The organism is Streptomyces sp. NPDC017202, from assembly GCF_044331705.1.
GTDB lineage: Bacteria > Actinomycetota > Actinomycetes > Streptomycetales > Streptomycetaceae > Streptomyces.
Genome location: NZ_JBIRNP010000005.1, coordinates 97,836 through 114,558, shown reverse-complemented (window position 1 = coordinate 114,558; position 16,723 = coordinate 97,836). Strand labels below are relative to the sequence as shown.

The window sequence follows — 16,723 nt, the reverse complement described above, 5'->3', positions numbered from 1 at the left end:
CCCGCATGCGGAAGATACTCGTCGTCGGAGCCGGCCAGTCCGGTCTCCAGCTCGCCCTCGGCCTCCAGTCGCACGGGTACGAGGTCACCCTGATGTCCAACCGGACCGCGGACGAGATCCGCGCCGGCCGGGTGATGTCGACGCAGTGCATGTTCCACACGGCTCTCCAGCACGAGCGCGACCTCCAGCTGAACTTCTGGGAGCAGCAGGCCCCGAAGATCGAGGGACTCGGCGTCTCGGTGGCGGCCCCCGGCTCGTACGACCCGGGCCCCACCCAGCGCGCCGTCGACTGGGTGGGCAGGCTCGACGGGTACGCGCAGTCCGTCGACCAGCGCGTGAAGATGGCCGGCTGGATGGAGACGTTCGCGCAGCGCGGCGGCCAGCTGGTGATCCACGGCGCGGCGGTCTCCGACCTCGACTATTTCTCCCGCGCCTACGACCTCGTCCTCGTCTCCGCGGGCAAGGGCGAGCTGGTGCACATGTTCGGCCGCGACGCGTCCCGTTCCCCGTACAGCGAGCCGCAGCGCGCGCTGGCGGTGGCCTACGTGCACGGCCTGGCCCCGCGTCCGGAGCACCCGGACATGGAGGCGGTCCGCTGCAACCTGGTGCCCGGCGTCGGCGAGATGTTCATCATGCCGACCCTCACCACCTCGGGCCGCGCCGACATCCTGTTCTGGGAGGGAGTGCCCGGCGGCCCGCTGGACGTCTTCAAGGGCGTCAAGGACCCGTCGGAGCACCTCGCCCTGACCCTGGAGCTCATGGAGAAGTTCCTCCCCTGGGAGTACGCGCGGGCCACCAAGGTCGAGCTGACCGACGCCGGCGGCACCCTCGCCGGCCGTTACGCCCCCACCGTCCGCAACCCGATCGGCCGCCTCCCCGGCGGGGGCCTGGTGCTGGGCGTCGCCGACGTCGTCGTCGCCAACGACCCGATCACCGGCCAGGGTTCCAACTCCGCGTCCAAGTGCGCGGCCTCCTACCTCGCCTCGATCCTCGAGCAGGGCGAGAAGGAGTTCGACGAGGCGTGGATGCAGGCGACGTTCGACCGCTACTGGGACACCGCCCGGCACGTCACCAAGTGGACGAACGCGATGCTCGCCCCGCCGCCGGAGCACGTCCTCGACCTGATCGGCGCGGCCGGCGCTCTCCAGCCGGTCGCCGACCGCTTCGCCAACGGCTTCAACAACCCCGCGGACTTCGAGAACTTCTTCTACGAGCCCGAGAAGACGGCCGCCTACCTGGAGTCGCTCGCCGGAGCCTGACAGATCCCCGACCGGGGGCCGGGACAGCCGTCCGCAGCGGTGGCATACTCGCGCGATGTCCAAACTCACCGACCGGGTCTTGGGCCCGCGCCGCGCCGCGATACGTTCCTTCCACGAGACCGAGCGCAACCTCGTGGGAGTGAACGGCCCGGACGTGCTGCCCCACAACGAGACCGGCGTGATCGGCTGGGGCACCTCGTGGCGCATGCAGGGGCATCTGCTGATGGCGGAGCGCACCGGCCGGCCTCCGCTGTGCCGCTGGTCCCGTGAGGTGCCGCGGCTCGTCCGTGCCGTCCGGCCGCCCGCTCCGCCGCTTCCCCTGATGGGCGTGGACACCTACTGCGCGGCCCTGCTGTCCTCCTGACGCCCGGAAGGGTCCTCACCGTCGGGGGCCGGGAGGCCGGTGGTGACGTCGTTGCCCTCGTCCGAGCCGTCCGTCGCGGTCTCCGGGAGGGCGGGCGGCTCGTACCGGGGGCCGGCCGGCTCCAGCGGGTCCGGGCGCACGGCTCCGAGGATCGGGTTGGCCGCGATCGGGGACACCTTCACCGCGGCCCCCGGTCGCGGAGCCTGGACGACCCGCCCCTCGCCCAGGTAGATCGCGACGTGCGTGGCCTCGGGGAAGTAGACGACCAGGTCGCCGGGGCGCAGTTCGGCCAGGGGGATGTGGGCGAGTTCGGCCCACTGCTCCTGGCTGGTGCGGGGGATGGGGGAGCCGGCGGCCCGCCAGGCCTCGGAGGTGAGGCCCGAGCAGTCGTAGGACGCCGGGCCCTCCGCACCCCACTCGTACGGTTTGCCGAGCTGGCGCACGGCGTAGCGCACCGCGCGGTCGCCCTCCTCCGACGGGTTGCGGTCGTCGCTCAGCGCGCCGGACGCCATGATCTCGTCCTGGGCCTCGGCGACACCGTCGCGTTCGAGGCGGGCGAGGGCCGTGAGCTGGTCGGCGGTGAGCGAGGAGAGGAGTTCCTCCACGTCCTCCAGCCGGTGGCGCACCGCGTCGCGGTGCTTCTTCCGGCGCTCGGTGAGGGTGAGCTGCTCGTCGAGGGCGGCGCGGGCCCGGCGGGCGAGGCCGTCGGCCTTGCGTTCGCCGCCCGCCAGCCGGCTCACCGTCGCCACGCGCTCGCGCGCCAACCGGCCGATCACATGGCCCTGGTCGAGGGCGCGCTGCGGGTCGCGGGCGAGCAGCAGTTGTACGTAGGGGGAGAGGTCGGTGCTGGTCTGGTACTGCCGACTGGCCAGCCGGCCGGCCGCGCCCCGGCTCTCCTGGAGCGACAGGCGGGTCCTGGCCAGCGCCGCGGTGAGCCGGTCGGCCTCGGCCCGGCGTTCCGCTAGCTTCTCCTCGGTGGCGTTGTAGGTCTCGGTGGCCCGTTCGGCCTCCCGGTACAGCTTCTGAAGGTCCGTCAGCAGCTCGGCCACCGACCGCTCGCCGCCCGCCGGCGGTTCCGGTACGGCCGCGGCGACCCCGGGGGCCAGCAGCACCTGCGCGGCCAGCGCCGTCGTACATGCCAGACGCAGCAGCCTTCCTGACACTTCATCACCTCCGCCGCGGGGCGGTCCCTCCGCCCCGCACGGCGAGCATCAGGGGTGCGTGCGGACTCCGCGCGCCGGGTGTGAGCGGTTCGGCGCAACGGAGTCACCCGTCGGCGTCGTCCCGGTCGCCTCCCGGCGTGGCGTCGGACTCCGGCTCCTCCGGCGTGACTCCGGCTCCTCCGGCGTGGCGTCGGGCTCCGGCTCCTCCGGCGTGACACCGGGCTCCGGCCCTTCAAGGGTGCTGCGGCGGGCTCCGGCCCTCACGGCGTGGCGCCGGGCTTCCGCCCCTCCGGCGTGGCGTCGGGTCCGGCGTCCGGCTTCGACCACGGCCACTTCAGCCGGGTGTCCTTCTTCCCGCCCTCCGGGTCGTAGGCGTACTTCCAGCCCCGTTGCAGGCCGAGCTTCCCGCCGGGTCCGCGCGGCACGCGCCGGTAGACGAGGACGGTGGGCGGGCCGCCGTCGGCGTCCGGCACCGGGACGCGGTACGTCTTCGGCGGGTGGCCGGTCGGACCCAGCAGCACGGGGAGGACACGGCCGTCCAGGGGGCCGCCCTCGAAGGGGGTGTCTTCGCTCTTCACGGAACCAGTGTCGATCAGGTCTCCGCGGCGAGTGCACCACGGAGCAGCTCGGCGGTCTGGGCGTCCCGCTCCGCGGTCACCGCGAGGACGGCGACGAACTGGTCGACCAGCCAGTCCCGCAGCTCGTCGGCGGGCGGCTGCTTGTCCTCGTCGAGCCAGATCAGCGAGGCCGCCTCGACCGCCGTGATCCACATCCGGACGGTCATCCGCAGCCGGGGCCCGGGATCGGCCACGTCCAGGTGGCTGTAGATGCGCTCGGCCGCCGCCCTCCGCACGCCGTCCACGATGGCGGTCGTACGGGAGGTCTCGACGACGCTGCCGCCCTGGAGGAGGGCGCTGAAGCCGGCGTCGTGCCGGCCGACGAAGGTGAGGTAACGGTCCAGGGCGCGGGCGAGCCGGGGGATCGGCGGGCCCTCGTGGGGCTCGTCGAAGCAGTGCCGCAGCTCGTCGGCGGCGGTCCGCAGCGCGGCCTCGTACAGCTGCTGCTTGCCGCCGGGGAAGTACCGGTACACCAGGGGCCGGGAGACCCCGGCGGCCTCGGCCACGTCGTCCAGCGAGACGTCCTCGGGGACGCGGTGCGCGAACAACGACAGGGCGGCCTCCAGCAGCTGGCTGCGGCGCTCCTCGACGCCGAGGCGACGGTAGGCGGGGGCGGGGGGGCTCATGACGTGCAGCGTAATCGCCCGCCCCCGCGACGTATCTAGGCCAGCAGTCCCGAGGACTTCCACAGCCGCCGTCCCACCCCGCGCAGCACGCCGATGTCGTCGAGGAAGTCCGTCAGGCGCTTCGCGCCGGTCTGCATGACCTCGCGGCGGTGGCCGCTGGCCTTGACCTGGGCGAGCGCCTCCCGCTTGTCCAGGCCGACGTTGGTGTAGACGTCGGGGTTCACGAAGGCCACCGAGAACACCCGGGCGAACTCGCCGGAGGTCACCCGGGTGAACTCCTGCGACCACTTCGGCGCGGTCACCATCTGCCGGCGCAGCTCCTCACGGGCGTACCGCACGTGCCGGGCCTCCTCCACCACGTGGATGCGGGTGACCCCCCGGATCAGGGTCTGGACCCGCTCGTCGGGGAAGGTCAGCCGCTGCATCCAGTCGAGGATCTCCTCGCCGAGCAGGGTGGCCGTGAAGGAGCCGGGCGTGGTGGAGACGGTCTTGAACAGGCGGCCGAGGTGCTGGTGGGCGCGGCTCACCGGGTACCAGGGGGTGCCGCCCTGCGCGATCAGCCGGGCGAACATCTTCGAGTGCCGGCACTCGTCCTCGATCTCGGTGAGCGCGTACCGCACGTGCGCGCTCGTCGCCGCCTTGTCGTAGATGTGCCGGCACAGCAGCTGCATCAGGATGATCTCGAACCAGATGCCGAGCGAGGCGAGTGCGGCGGCCTCGTGCCGGGACAGCAGGATCCGTTGCTCCTCGCCCATCGTCTTCCACAGCGGGGTGTCGTACAGCGACACCAGCTCCGGCGGCCAGAACCACTTGCCCTCCTCGGGGGGCGCGTCCCAGTCGAGTTCCCGGTCCGGGTCGAAGGAGTGCTTGGCGGAAGAGGCGAGCAGCCGCTCGGCCACCTGCTCCCGGTCCTTGAGCAGTCCGAGCGCGTCGCGCAGGCCGTCCACCGCGTCGGCTTCCGTCAGGGTCGTCATGGCTGATCCACTTCGTCGTACGGGGGCGGGTACGGGGTCGTGCTGCGGCAAGCGGGCCGGGGCCGGCGGGGTGCGGGCGCGCGGTCGTGCGGGCAGGGGTGCGCGGTCCCGCGGGGGTTACCGGCGGTTCACTTGCCAAGGCTCTTATGAGACTGCTTGTCAGCAAGCTCGTCAATCCCCTTCGCGCAACGGTTTCCTCCCGGACCGCCCGCCGGGGCGGCCGAACGTCCGGGGGCACGGACGCCCGGGCCCGGCCGCCCCGGCGGGCGGTCCGGGGCAGGAAGGCCCCGGCTCAGGGGCCGAGCACGGCCTCCATGACCGACCGGGCGATCGGGGCCGCGAGCCCGCCCCCGGTGATGTCCCGCCGCCGTGCCGCCGAGTCCTCCACCACCACCGCGACCGCCACCTTCGGCTCCATGTCCCGGTCGCCCTGCGCCCAGGAGACGAACCAGGCGTACGGCGTCCCGGCGTTGCCGATGCCGTGCTGGGCGGTGCCGGTCTTGCCGCCGACGGTCGCGCCCGGAATCGCGGCGTTCTTCCCGGTCCCCTCGCGCACCACGTCCGCCATCAGCTCCCGCAGCCGCCGCGCGGTCGAGGGCCGCAGCACCTGCCGCGCCGGACGCGGACCGGCCGAGGCGACGGTCGCCCCGCCGCCGCGCGTCGTCCGCTCCACCAGGTACGGCGTCCGCACCTGCCCCCCGTCGGCGACGGCCGCCGAGACCATCGCCATCTGGAGCGGCGTGGCCCGCGTGTTGTACTGCCCGATCGAGGACAGGGCCAGCTGGGCCCGGTCCAGCGAGGTGTCGAAGGTGCTCCGCGCGACGGAGAACGGGATCCGTACGTCCGCCGCGTTGAACCCGAAGGCCTCCGCCGTTCTCACCATGTCGGCGAGCCCCACATCCACGCCGAGTTTCGCGAACACCGTGTTGCACGACCACATGAACGCCTCCCGCAGCGGCGCGTCCTCGCAGCCTTCGCCCCCGTTCGCCAGCAGCGTCCTCGTGCCGGGCAGCCGGTACGGCGCCGGCGAGTCGGTCGGCGCGTCCAGATCCCCGATCACCCCCGCGTCCAGCGCCGCCGCCGCGGTGACCACCTTGAACGTCGACCCCGGCGGGTACGTCTGCCACACCGCCCGGTTCAGCATCGGCCGGTCGGGGTCGGAGTTCAGCCGCGCCCACGCCCGCTCGACCCGCGGCCCGTTCCCGGACAGCACGGCGGGGTCGTACGACGGTGCCGACACCAGCGCCAGGATCCGTCCCGTCGACGGCTCCACCGCCGCCACCGCGCCCTTGCGGCCGGCCAGCCCCTCGTACGCCGCCCGCTGGGCCCGCGGATTCAGGGTCGTCACCACGTTCCCGCCGGCCGACAGGGACCGGGTGACGTCGTTCCACAGCGGCAACGGCGCGAGCCGGGGGTCCGTACCGGAGAGGACGCCGTCGTGCGCGTGCTCCAGGAACGTCGTCCCGTACACCTGTGAGGCGAAGCCGGTCACCGGCGCGTACAACGGGCCGTCCAGGTAGGTGCGTTCGTAGCGCAGCTGCTCCCTGGTGTCCCGGGAGCCGGTGACCGGCACGCCCTCCACCAGGATGTCCCCGCGGGGCTGGCCGTAACGGGCGATGGAGGCACGCCGGTTGGCCGGGTTGCCGTCGTAGGTGTCGGACCGGACGACCTGGACGCGGGCGGCGTTGACGAGCAGGGCCACCAGGAGGAGGGCGCAGAAGAACGCGGCGTGGCGGATGTGACGGGCCATCACGGGGTCACCTCGGATCGCGGGCGGCGGCCCGTCCGCCGGGGTCCGTTCACGGCGCGGCCTTCCCGTCGTACTGGCGTCGTGCCGAATTGCTGACGCGGATCAGCAGCGCCACGATCGCCCAGTTGGTGACGACCGAGGAGCCGCCCTGCGCGAGGAACGGCATCGCCATCCCGGTCAGGGGGATCAGGCCGGTCACCCCGCCCGCGATCACGAACACCTGGAGCGCCCAGATCGAGGCGAGCCCGACCGCCAGCAGCCGGCCGAAGGGGTCGCGCAGGGCCAGCCCGGCCCGGTAGCCGCGCTCCACCAGCAGCCCGTACAGCAGGAACAGCGCGGAGAGCCCCGCCAGGCCCAGTTCCTCCCCGGCCGTCGCCAGGATGAAGTCCGACTTGACGGCGAATCCGATCAGGACGGAGTGGCCGCGCCCGAGACCGGTGCCGAAGGTGCCGCCGGCGGCGAAGGAGAACAGCGACTGCGCCAGCTGGTTGGGACCCTCGCCCGCCTCGATCGACGCGAACGGGTGCAGCCAGTCCTCGACCCGGCCGTGGACGTGCGGCTCCAGCAGGCCGACGGCGGCCGCGCCCAGCGAGGCCAGCACCAGCCCGACCGCGGTCCATCCGACACGGCCGGTGGCCACGTACAGCATCACCACGAAGAGGCCGAAGAAGAGCAGCGAGGTGCCGAGGTCGCGCTCCAGGACGAGGACGCCGACGCTCAGCAGCCAGATCGCGACGACCGGCCCGAGGACCCGGCCGGCCGGCAGCTGCATGAACCCGATCCGGCGACCCGCGTGGGCGAGCGCCGTGCGGTTGGCCGCGAGGTACGCCGCGAAGAACACCGCGAGCAGGACTTTCGCGAACTCGCCCGGCTGGATGGAGAATCCGGCGATCCTGATCCAGATCCGGGCGCCGTTGACCGCCGGGAAGAAGATCGGCAGCGTCAGCAGGGCCAGCGCGGTGACCACGCACACGTACGCGTACCGCTGGAGCACCCGGTGGTCGCGCAGGGCGGCGACGACGAAGACGAACAGGGCCACGCCCAGCGTCGACCAGACGAGCTGGGTGGGCGCCGCCCGGTCGCCGGGCGTCTCCAGGTCCAGCCGGTAGATCAGCACCAGCCCGGTCCCGTTGAGCAGCACCCCGATGGGCAGCAGCAGCGGATCGGCGTACGGCGCGCGCAGCCGGACCGTCAGGTGCGCCAGCAGCGCGAGCACACCGAGCCCGGCGCCGTAGCCGGCGGCGCCGGGCGGGACGGTGCCGTTCCTGGCGAGGCCGACGGCGCAGTAGCCGTACACCGACAGCAGGACGGCCAGGACGATGAGGGAGAGTTCGACGCCGCGGCGCCTGGGCAGGCGCGCCACCGGGTCCGGCGCGTTTGCCGTCGGGGCGATGACTTCGGCTCCGGCGTGCATCATGTCCGGAACTTACCCAAATGGGGCTCCTTGTGAGCCTTGGTGGACGGTCGGTGTCAGCAGCGGCGCGGCGTGGGCCCGAGGTCGCGGATGTAGCGCGCCGCGCCGTAGGCCCAGGCGCCGTCCCTGAGGAGGTACCACTGGGAGTCGCCGTCCACCTTCTGGCCGGTGGTCCGGCAGTAGACGGTGACGACGTCGTCGCGGAAGGCGACGCGGACCACCTTGCCGCCGCGGTTCGGCGCGTCGCGCAGCAGCAGCCTGTTCGCGGTGACGACGCCCTTGTACAGGCGCGGGGCCTGACGGTGCGCGCCGCCCTGGGCGCCCTCGCTCGCGGTGGCGGGGGTGACGGCGGACGCGACGGCGAGGGTGCCGGCGGCACCGGCTATGGCGAACCGGACGAGGGCGGAGCGCAAGGGCATGGGGTACCTCCGGCAAGGGGGCAGAACCGACTTACCGCCACATTAGGAGGAGTCGCTGCCGGCCGCCCGTCGCGCTGCGCCATCGGGGAGACCGCGGCCGCCGGGGGGCGTGGTCCCGTCGCGGGGAACCGTCTCCGGGGGCGGTGTGTGAGGCAGCGTCAGCGTGGCCACCGCGCCACCGTCCGGCGCGTTGGAGAAGGTCAGCCGGGCGCCCAGCACCTCCGCCTGACCGGCCGCGATCGTCAGCCCGAGGCCGTGCCCCTTCGCGCCCCCCTCGGTACGGAACCGCTGCGGCCCGTGCGCCGTCAGGTACTCCGGATAGCCGTCCCCGTGGTCCCGCACGGTCACCACCGGCCCGTCCACCGTCAGCACCACCGGCGCCCGCCCGTGCAGGTGCGCGTTGGCGACGAGATTTCCGAGGACCCGCTCCAGCCGGCGCCGGTCGGTCTCGACCCGCGCCTCGCGCACGACCCTGACCTCGGTGTTGGTGCCGGTGCCAGCGCTCGTGCCGGTGCCCGTGATCGGGTGGGTGCCCGGGGAGCCGTTCGACGGGGCGCGGGAGGAGGCCGTCGCCGCCCGCACCACCCGGCGGGCCACCGCCCCCAGGTCCTCGGTGTCCGGCTCCAGCCGCTCACGGCCGGTGTCCAGGCGGGAGATCTCCAGCAGGTCCTCGGTGAGCGTGCGCAGGGCGGCCACCCGGTCGCGCACCAGCTCCGTGGGCCGGCCCGGCGGCAGCAGCTCGGCCGCCGCGTGCAGCCCGGTCAGCGGGGTGCGCAGCTCGTGCGCCACGTCGGCGGTGAAGCGCTGCTCGCTCAGCAGCTTGCCCTGGAGCGAGGACGCCATCGAGTCCAGCGCGACGGCGACGGCGGCCACCTCGTCCTGCGGGCGGGTCGGATCCTTGGTCCGGGGGTCGTCCACGCGCGCGTCCAGATCACCGGCGCTGATCCGCCGGGCGACCCGCGCGGTGGCGTGCAGCCGCCGCGTCACCCGGGTCACCGCGAACGCGCCGACCAGCAGCGTCGCCCCGATCGCCAGCGCCGACGACCACAGGATCGCGTTGTCCAGCGCCTCGATGGTGCGGGCGCTCTGCGCGTAGTCGACGGCGACCGCGAGGGCCCTCCCCCGTCCTCCGGCCGGGGGGACCCCCCTCTCGCTCCGCTCGCCGTCGGCGGGCCCGGCGGCCCACATCGTCGGCCGCCCGCGGTGCTCGGCGACCATCGTGCCGCGCTCTCCCGCCACCGCCAGGTCCCGCAGTGCCGCGGGCAGCCCCGGCGGGTCGACGCCCGCGCCGGGGCCGAGCGTGTCCCCCGCCTCGAACGCCGTCGTGGCGTCCTCCAGCCGGGACAGCGCGAGATCGCGGGCCTCGCCGACGGTCCGGTGGGTCACCGAGACGTGGACGAGGACGCCGAGCAGCGCGGCGAGCGCACAGCACATCACCGTGATGAACACGGCGGCCTTCACGGCGAGCGTGCCGGACCACCGGGGGAGCGCGAGCCTCATCGGCCGCTCACGGAGGTCGAGGGGGAGGCCCCCGAGGTGGACGTCGGCCGGGGCGGGCGGGCCCGCCCGTCGCCCCGCCCCCGCGTCCGCACCATCTCGTCGTGCGTGAGCAGCATCGCCCGCTGGTCCTGGTCCCACGTCCACTGGAGGCGGTACTCGTACCCGGCGACCTCGGAGGGCGAACGGATGATCACCGACCGCCCGGCCAGCTCCACCGCGCTCACGGCGTCCTCCCACCCCATGACCTGAACCAGCCGGTGCTTGTCGACCGTGTACACGCGGACGGCCGTCAGCTCGCCGGGCAACTGACGGAATCCCAGGGTCAGTTCGTCCCGTCCGTCACCGGTCAGATCCCGGTAGTACGGCCGCAGCACCGGGCAGGGGGCCCGCCCGGCGCCGCTCTCGTCGCAGTCGGCGATCCGGTCGGCCGTCTCGCGGTACGGCGCCCCGGAGCCGGCGTAGTCGCCCGGATGCGCGGCGATCTCGCGGCGGACGACCTCCACCGGGTCGACCCGGTGGAGGTCGTCGGCGGGAACGGCGACCCCCTTGACGACCTCGGTGTTCACCTCGTCGATGTCGAACGCCGGACTCGACGCCGACGGCAGGTCCGGCCAGAGTTTCTCCGGGCCGACCGCGGTCGGTGTCGGCCCCGCGCCCCGCAGCCCGCCGGCATCGCCGCAGGCCGCGGTCGCCGACGCGAGCAGGGCGACGGCCGCCAGCGCGAGGGCGGTGCGGGTGGGGCGTGGGTGCGGCACGGGGCTCCTGCGCTCAGGGTGACGGGCGGCCCCGTCCACCCTATTCATGGGGAAGTCCTTTTTGCGTACCGGCCGGGCGCCGGGCGCCGCTCGACGGGCCGCTCGGCGCATGCGGGACGCGTGACGGCCGCCCGGCGGGCCCGGCGGCCGCCCGCCCGCTCCGAGGCCGGGCGGCCGGGGAGCCGCGGGAGGGCGGCGACGGGAGGGCCGGGAGGGCGGCGACGGGACGGCCGGGAGGGCGGCGACGGGACGGCCGGGAGGGCGGCGACGGGACGGCCGGGAGGGCGGCCGCGGAACGCCGGGAGAAACGATTACTCAGCCAGCTCCTCCAGCAGCCGGGCCGTCGGCAGCCCCGCCCGCAGGTACGCGACGAACAGCTCGTTGTGCAGGGCCCAGGGAGAGCGCCGCGACCGTATGAGCCCGATCGCCTCGTCGGGCGAGTGGCCCCGGCCCACCAGCGCGTGGGCGACGACCAGGCCCGAGCGGTTGTATCCGTGCCAGCAGCGGACCAGCACCGAACGGCCCTGGTCCAGCGCCTCACCGGCCGCCTGCGCCAGCCGCATCACCCCGGCGAGCTGAGTGCCGTCCAGCGGCCCGTCCGGTATGGGCCAGACCTGATGCGGAACGCCCCGGTCGGGCCCGTGTCCGGGCAGCCGCAACAAGGTCTGGACGAGGTCGAACTCGCCCCTCACCACCACGAACTCCCGCTGTCCGCTCCGGCCGCGGAACTCGTGCCCGCCCATCCACAGGCCGGGCACGATCTCGCTCCACGGACTGTCCGGAGCCGGTACGTCGGGCTGCTTCCTGTGGGTCCGCAACGGCGCCTCCCCAACCGCGTCCCTGGGGCATGCCCAACTCCTCCCCAAGGTAATCGCCTCCTTGCCCCCGCGGCGCCCCTCCTGTTCCCATGGTCATGGGGTGATGGTGCATGAACGGACTGCGCGTCGTACCGACCTGGAGCCACGGCCGGGAGCGGCTGTACGTCTGCCTGAAGGACGGCAGGAACATCGCCTGGTACGACAGGGAGGCCGGCCGGGTCAACATCATCGGCGACGACCGCCGGGCGGACGTCCTGGAGGCGCTCGAACCCTTCCTGACCGGCTCCGTCACGGTGGGCCCGCCCCCCGTCCCCACCCCCGCCGAACTGGCCCGCCTCTCCCTCCACCCCGACGACGACCTCGCCCCCAACCGCCCCGGCGAGGCCCTGCTGATCGACCTGGAACGCGCCCCCGGCCCCGCCCGCCTGCTGCGGCCCGACCCGCGCCGCCGCGCCCTGGAGGCCGAGCAGGCGGTGGGCGAGCTGCTGGACCGGCTGGACGGCGCCGGCTGGCACACCCTGCACTCCGTCCCGCTGCCCGGCGGCGACCGCGTCCACCACCTGGCGATCGGCCCCGCCGGACTGTTCACCGTCCACACCGTGTACGCCCGCAGGCAGCGGGTCCGCGTCACCGACCCGGAGGTCGCCGTCGGCCGCCGCGACCCCCGGCCCCTGCTGCGCCGGGTCCGCGCCGACGCCGACCGCGCCTCCCACGCGCTGACCGCCGAGGTCCGCCCGGTGCTTGCCCTGGTCGGCCCGGCCGACGTCCGCCTGGTCACCGCCCCGCGCGAGGTGCGGGTGCTGCGGGACACGGAACTGGCGGGGCTGGCCCGGCTGGGCGGCGTACTGAAACCGGCGGACGTGGAGGCGCTGCACGCGATGGCGCGCGACAGGAGGACCTGGGCCTCCGGCGGCTGAGCCGTGTCGTGCGCGCGAGGCCCGTGAAGAGGCGCGGGCCGACGCCCTTCCCCCCCCGTGAGGGGCCGCACGACGAGGATCGCGTGGATAATGGCCATATGTCCCATGCGTGACTTTCGTCGGAGAGGTCAGGAGGGTGCTGCACGTGCGATCCCTATGGAACGGCGCCATCTCGTTCGGCCTCCTCAGCATCCCGGTCAAACTGGTGAACGCCACCGAGAGCCACTCGATCCCGTTCCGCCAGGTCCACATCGAGGACGGCGGGCGCATCCGCCACCGCAAGGTCTGCGAGCTGGAGGACCGTGAGGTGAGCCAGGCGGAGATCGGCAAGGGCTACGAGGCGGCCGACGGCACGATCATCCCGATCACCGAGGACGACCTGTCCCGTCTGCCGCTCCCCACGGCGAAGACGATCAAGATCGTGACCTTCGTGCCGGCCGACCGGATCGACCCGCTCCAGATGGACGCCGCGTACTACCTCCAGGCGGGCGGCGTCCTCGCGGCCCAGCCGTACACGCTGCTGCGGGAGGCGCTCAAGCGCAGCAACAAGGTCGCCATCACCAAGTACGCGCTGCGCGGCCGCGAGCGCCTCGGCATGCTCCGCGTCGTCGGCGACGCGATCGCCATGCACGCCCTGCTGTGGCCCGACGAGGTCCTCGCCCCCGAGGGCATCGCCCCCGACGCGGACGTCACGGTCCGCGTCAGGGAACTCGACCTCGCGGACACCCTGATGGACATCCTCGGCGAGGTCGACCTGGAGGACCTCCACGACGAGTACCGCGCGGCCGTCGAGGAGGTCGTCGCCGCGAAGGTGGCGGGCGAGGCACCCCCCGAGGCCCCCGGCACCGCCCCCGGCGGCGGGGTCCTGGACCTGATGACGGCCCTGGAGAACAGCGTCCGCGCCGCGAAGGAGTCGCGCGGCGGACCGGCGGGGCGCGAGGAGGCCGAGGCGGGACGCAGGACGGCCCGCACGGCCCCGAAACAGACCGGCGGCAAGAAGTCCACGTCGACGGCGAAGAAGACGGCGGCGTCCGCGAAGAAGGCGACGAAGTCTGCCCAGCCGGCGAGGAGGACGGCGGTGACGGCGAAGAGCGCGACGAAGAAGACGGCGGCGAGGAAGGCGACGGCCCGCAAACGGTCGGCGTGAGGTTCCGGCTTCGGCCGAACGCATCCCAGGCGACCTCGCGCGCGCCCGGCACTCCGCTCCCCGCACGCTCGGTCCGCGGCCGACGGTCATCGGGTCCACCCAGGGGCGGAGATTGCGGCTTCATGTCACGGAACGTGTCCACGCTGTCCTGATCTGCAACCGACCAGGGGGTTTTGAAGGGAAGGGCAAGCCGCGGATGACTGTTTCCGAGCAGGTGGGGAGTGCGGAGGCCGAGGAGGCCTACGACGAGGCCGAGCAGCTCGACGACCTGAACAGGGCGGTCGGCAAACAGGTCGGACTGCTCAGGGAACGGTCCGGCCTCACGCAGAAGGAGATCGGCGACCGGCTGGGCTACGGCCCCGACCTGATCTCCTCGCTGGAGAGGGCGTACGAACGCCGCAGCGCGAGTTCCTGGAGGCGGCGGACGAACTCCTCGACGCCGGTGGGCTGCTGAAGGCGCTGACCGAGGGCGTGGAGCGGGCCAAGGCGAAGGCCCGCGCGCGCTCAACTCACCTTCTCCGCCACGGAGTGGACGGCTTTCCTGACGTTCGCGGTCCGCGACTGACGACCGCTCGAACCCGGCGGTGCGCCTCGCCGGACCGAGGCCACCGCCGACCCCGGTGAGCGGTGCGGGCGCGACTGCCGAAAAGGCTCGCTGCACACGACGACCCTGACGGTCCGCGAACGCGGCCGGATCTCTTGACGCGTGAATTGTTACCGGTAACATCGCCGTCGTCAGAGATTGCGCACCGCGCCCCCACGCTCCCGTCGTGGGCCGGCCGGCCTCGGGAGTTCGCATGGCGGAGCAGCCCACGGCGCAACGCGCGAAGGCCGCGCAGGGCGACCCGCACCGCCGGCCCTCGCCATCCGCACCGCCGGCACCGGCCCTCAGCCCCCGGCCCTCCAGCCCCCAGCCCCCGAAGGGACCGCACATGTCCGCCCTGACCACCACCCCCGACGGCTTCCTCCTCGACGGCGCCCCCCTGAGGATCATCTCCGGCGCCCTCCACTACTTCCGGGTCCACCCGGACCACTGGCCCGACCGCCTCCGCAAGGCCCGCCTGATGGGGCTGAACACGGTGGAGACCTACATCCCCTGGAACCTCCACCAGCCCGAGCCCGGCACCCTCGTCCTCGACGGCCTCCTCGACCTCCCCCGCTTCCTGCGCCTCGCCGCCACCGAGGGCCTGCACGTCCTGCTCCGCCCCGGCCCGTACATCTGCGCCGAGTGGGACGGCGGCGGCCTGCCCCACTGGCTCACCGCCGACCCCGGCATCCGCCCGCGCAGCAGCGACCCCCGCTTCACGGACGCCGTCGACCGCTACCTCGACCTCCTCCTCCCCCCGCTCCTCCCGCACATGGCCGCGTCCGGCGGTCCGGTCATCGCCGTACAGGTGGAGAACGAGTACGGCGCCTACGGCGACGACACGGCCTACCTCAAGCACCTGGAGGCCGCCCTGCGCACCCGCGGTGTGGAGGAACTCCTCTTCACCTGCGACCAGGCCGACCCCGAACACCTCGCCAAGGGCAGCCTCCCCGGCGTCCTCGCGACCGGCACCTTCGGCAGCCGGATCGACCGCTCCCTGGCACGCCTGCGCGAGCACCAGCCCCAAGGCCCCCTGATGTGCTCGGAGTTCTGGATCGGCTGGTTCGACCACTGGGGCGGCCCGCACCACGGCCGGGACGCCGCCGACGCCGCCGCCGACCTGGACCGCCTGCTCTCCGCGGGCGCCTCGGTCAACATCTACATGTTCCACGGCGGCACCAACTTCGGCTTCACCAACGGCGCCAACCACCACCACACCTACGCCCCCACCGTCACCTCCTACGACTACGACGCCCCCCTCACCGAGCACGGCGACCCCGGCCCGAAGTACCACGCCTTCCGCGAGGTCATCGCCCGCCACGCGCCGGTCCCGGACGAACCGGTTCCCGCACCGGCGCGCAAACTGCCGCCGACCACAGTGGAGTTGACCCACCGCAGGCCTCTCCTCACGTGGGCCGCCGCGAAGTCCGTCCCCGCGCCCGCGGACCCCCTCTCCGCCGACGCCCTCGGCCGGCGCGCCGGCTACGTGCTGTACCGCACCACGCTCCCCACGGAGGGACCCGGTCTCCTCCACTTCACCGGCGGGGTGGGCGACCGCGCCCAGCTCTTCGTGGACGGCGCCCCCGTCGGCGTACTCGAACGCGAGCGCCAGGAGGAGACCCTGCCGGTCCTGGTCCCGCGGGCCGGAGCCGAACTCCACGTCCTGGTCGAGAACATGGGGCGGGTCAACTACGGTCCCCGCATCGGCACCCCCAAGGGCCTGCTGGGGCCGGTCACCTTCGACGGCACCCCCCTGCACGGCTGGGACTGCCACCCCCTGCCCCTGGACGTCCCGCCACCGCTGCCCTTCGCACCGGACCCCACCCCCCGGTCGGCGGAACCGGCCTTCCACCACGGCACCTTCGAGGTCGGGACCCCGGCGGACACGTTCCTCGCCCTGCCCGGCTGGATCAAGGGCCAGGCGTGGATCAACGGCTTCCACCTGGGCCGCTACTGGAACCGGGGCCCCCAGCGCACGCTGTACGTCCCGGCCCCCGTCCTGCGCCCCGGCACCAACGACCTGGTCCTCCTGGAACTCCACGGGACCACCGCCACCCGCGCCCACCTCACGGACGCACCGGACCTCGGCCCGGCCGCGCACTGACCCTCCCCGGCGCCGCCCCGCTCCCGTCACCTGACCACAGCCCCCGGCACCGACCGGCCTATCCTGTGGACCGGCGGGAGCGGGCCCCGATGCCCGCGCCGCCACCCGCAGCACCCCGTCACCCGCAGCACCCCGTCACCCGCACCACCCCGTCACCCGCACCACCAGAACCGGACCTGGGCCCGTACCCGGACCGGGACCCGGAGCCGTACCCGGACCGGGACCCCGAGCCGTACCCGGGCCGGAACCCGCACCCGGACCCGCACGGGGGCCCGGACCGGCCGTACCCGGACCGGCCGGATTCGGACCC

General features: G+C 73.9%; 16 protein-coding genes. 6 read left to right on the top strand and 10 right to left on the bottom strand.

The genetic code is table 11. The annotated features are described in order from the left end of the window. Window positions 1-5 precede the first annotated feature (5 nt). Window positions 6-1,259, top strand: coding sequence for a styrene monooxygenase/indole monooxygenase family protein (locus tag ACH4N1_RS13130; protein ID WP_398096839.1), 1,254 nt, complete (start codon window positions 6-8; stop codon window positions 1,257-1,259). Between the two features lie 55 nt (window positions 1,260-1,314). Beyond that, entirely contained in the window at window positions 1,315-1,623 is a 309-nt protein-coding gene (locus ACH4N1_RS13125) for a hypothetical protein (protein WP_398096837.1), read from the top strand. Here the strand turns inward: ACH4N1_RS13125 and ACH4N1_RS13120 are convergent. The 10 genes from ACH4N1_RS13120 to ACH4N1_RS13075 all read right to left on the bottom strand — a co-directional run bounded on the left by ACH4N1_RS13120 (window position 1,596) and on the right by ACH4N1_RS13075 (window position 11,659). Further along, complete coding sequence (locus ACH4N1_RS13120) at window positions 1,596-2,786, bottom strand: NlpC/P60 family protein (protein WP_398096836.1); 1,191 nt, start codon at window positions 2,784-2,786, stop codon at window positions 1,596-1,598. The genes ACH4N1_RS13125 and ACH4N1_RS13120 overlap by 28 nt on opposite strands. A gap of 260 nt (window positions 2,787-3,046) precedes the next feature. Continuing rightward, window positions 3,047-3,364 (bottom strand): hypothetical protein, encoded by a 318-nt coding sequence (locus ACH4N1_RS13115; protein WP_398096834.1) that lies wholly within the window; start codon window positions 3,362-3,364, stop codon window positions 3,047-3,049. Between the two features lie 14 nt (window positions 3,365-3,378). Continuing rightward, on the bottom strand, window positions 3,379-4,029 hold the full coding sequence (locus ACH4N1_RS13110; RefSeq protein ID WP_398096832.1) for a TetR/AcrR family transcriptional regulator: 651 nt from the start codon (window positions 4,027-4,029) through the stop codon (window positions 3,379-3,381). 35 nt (window positions 4,030-4,064) lie between these two features. Next, window positions 4,065-5,003: a diiron oxygenase gene (locus ACH4N1_RS13105; protein WP_398096830.1), complete on the bottom strand. Its 939-nt coding sequence runs from the start codon at window positions 5,001-5,003 to the stop codon at window positions 4,065-4,067. Between the two features lie 292 nt (window positions 5,004-5,295). Continuing rightward, window positions 5,296-6,753 (bottom strand): peptidoglycan D,D-transpeptidase FtsI family protein, encoded by a 1,458-nt coding sequence (locus ACH4N1_RS13100; protein ID WP_398096828.1) that lies wholly within the window; start codon window positions 6,751-6,753, stop codon window positions 5,296-5,298. A 49-nt stretch (window positions 6,754-6,802) separates the two neighbouring features. Beyond that, a complete protein-coding gene (locus ACH4N1_RS13095; protein WP_398096826.1) occupies window positions 6,803-8,170 on the bottom strand; it encodes an FtsW/RodA/SpoVE family cell cycle protein in 1,368 nt (455 codons plus the stop codon). Window positions 8,171-8,223: 53 nt separating this feature from the next. Then, window positions 8,224-8,586, bottom strand: a complete 363-nt coding sequence (locus ACH4N1_RS13090; RefSeq protein ID WP_398096825.1) for an SH3 domain-containing protein — start codon at window positions 8,584-8,586, stop codon at window positions 8,224-8,226. A gap of 42 nt (window positions 8,587-8,628) precedes the next feature. Further along, the gene (locus ACH4N1_RS13085) at window positions 8,629-10,086 is read right to left on the bottom strand and encodes an ATP-binding protein (protein WP_398096823.1); all 1,458 of its coding nucleotides are present in this window, start codon (window positions 10,084-10,086) and stop codon (window positions 8,629-8,631) included. After that, window positions 10,083-10,841 (bottom strand): hypothetical protein, encoded by a 759-nt coding sequence (locus ACH4N1_RS13080; RefSeq protein WP_398096821.1) that lies wholly within the window; start codon window positions 10,839-10,841, stop codon window positions 10,083-10,085. Before ACH4N1_RS13080 ends, ACH4N1_RS13085 begins: the two co-directional genes overlap by 4 nt. A 311-nt stretch (window positions 10,842-11,152) precedes the next feature. After that, complete coding sequence (locus ACH4N1_RS13075) at window positions 11,153-11,659, bottom strand: protein phosphatase (RefSeq protein ID WP_398096820.1); 507 nt, start codon at window positions 11,657-11,659, stop codon at window positions 11,153-11,155. Window positions 11,660-11,769: 110 nt separating this feature from the next. On the opposite strand from ACH4N1_RS13075, the gene ACH4N1_RS13070 reads away from it, so the two are divergent. From ACH4N1_RS13070 to ACH4N1_RS13055, 4 genes are all read left to right on the top strand, one after another. Then, complete coding sequence (locus ACH4N1_RS13070; protein WP_398096818.1) at window positions 11,770-12,576, top strand: nuclease-related domain-containing protein; 807 nt, start codon at window positions 11,770-11,772, stop codon at window positions 12,574-12,576. A gap of 136 nt (window positions 12,577-12,712) precedes the next feature. Beyond that, the gene (locus ACH4N1_RS13065) at window positions 12,713-13,723 is read left to right on the top strand and encodes a Ku protein (protein WP_398097110.1); all 1,011 of its coding nucleotides are present in this window, start codon (window positions 12,713-12,715) and stop codon (window positions 13,721-13,723) included. Window positions 13,724-13,919: 196 nt separating this feature from the next. Continuing rightward, the gene (locus ACH4N1_RS13060) at window positions 13,920-14,177 is read left to right on the top strand and encodes a helix-turn-helix domain-containing protein (RefSeq protein ID WP_398096817.1); all 258 of its coding nucleotides are present in this window, start codon (window positions 13,920-13,922) and stop codon (window positions 14,175-14,177) included. Between the two features lie 478 nt (window positions 14,178-14,655). Continuing rightward, window positions 14,656-16,413, top strand: a complete 1,758-nt coding sequence (locus ACH4N1_RS13055; RefSeq protein ID WP_398096815.1) for a glycoside hydrolase family 35 protein — start codon at window positions 14,656-14,658, stop codon at window positions 16,411-16,413. Window positions 16,414-16,723: the final 310 nt, after the last annotated feature.

What these genes read in the sequence shown, in the direction of transcription:
- ACH4N1_RS13130 (WP_398096839.1), top strand. Translation starts at nt 6, where the DNA reads ATGCGGAAGATACTCGTCGTCGGAGCCGGCCAGTCCGGTCTCCAGCTC.
- ACH4N1_RS13125 (WP_398096837.1), top strand. Translation starts at nt 1,315, where the DNA reads ATGTCCAAACTCACCGACCGGGTCTTGGGCCCGCGCCGCGCCGCGATA.
- ACH4N1_RS13110 (WP_398096832.1), bottom strand. Translation starts at nt 4,029, where the DNA reads ATGAGCCCCCCCGCCCCCGCCTACCGTCGCCTCGGCGTCGAGGAGCGC.
- ACH4N1_RS13105 (WP_398096830.1), bottom strand. Translation starts at nt 5,003, where the DNA reads ATGACGACCCTGACGGAAGCCGACGCGGTGGACGGCCTGCGCGACGCG.
- ACH4N1_RS13100 (WP_398096828.1), bottom strand. Translation starts at nt 6,753, where the DNA reads ATGGCCCGTCACATCCGCCACGCCGCGTTCTTCTGCGCCCTCCTCCTG.
- ACH4N1_RS13095 (WP_398096826.1), bottom strand. Translation starts at nt 8,170, where the DNA reads ATGATGCACGCCGGAGCCGAAGTCATCGCCCCGACGGCAAACGCGCCG.
- ACH4N1_RS13090 (WP_398096825.1), bottom strand. Translation starts at nt 8,586, where the DNA reads ATGCCCTTGCGCTCCGCCCTCGTCCGGTTCGCCATAGCCGGTGCCGCC.
- ACH4N1_RS13085 (WP_398096823.1), bottom strand. Translation starts at nt 10,086, where the DNA reads ATGAGGCTCGCGCTCCCCCGGTGGTCCGGCACGCTCGCCGTGAAGGCC.
- ACH4N1_RS13070 (WP_398096818.1), top strand. Translation starts at nt 11,770, where the DNA reads ATGAACGGACTGCGCGTCGTACCGACCTGGAGCCACGGCCGGGAGCGG.
- ACH4N1_RS13060 (WP_398096817.1), top strand. Translation starts at nt 13,920, where the DNA reads ATGACTGTTTCCGAGCAGGTGGGGAGTGCGGAGGCCGAGGAGGCCTAC.
- ACH4N1_RS13055 (WP_398096815.1), top strand. Translation starts at nt 14,656, where the DNA reads ATGTCCGCCCTGACCACCACCCCCGACGGCTTCCTCCTCGACGGCGCC.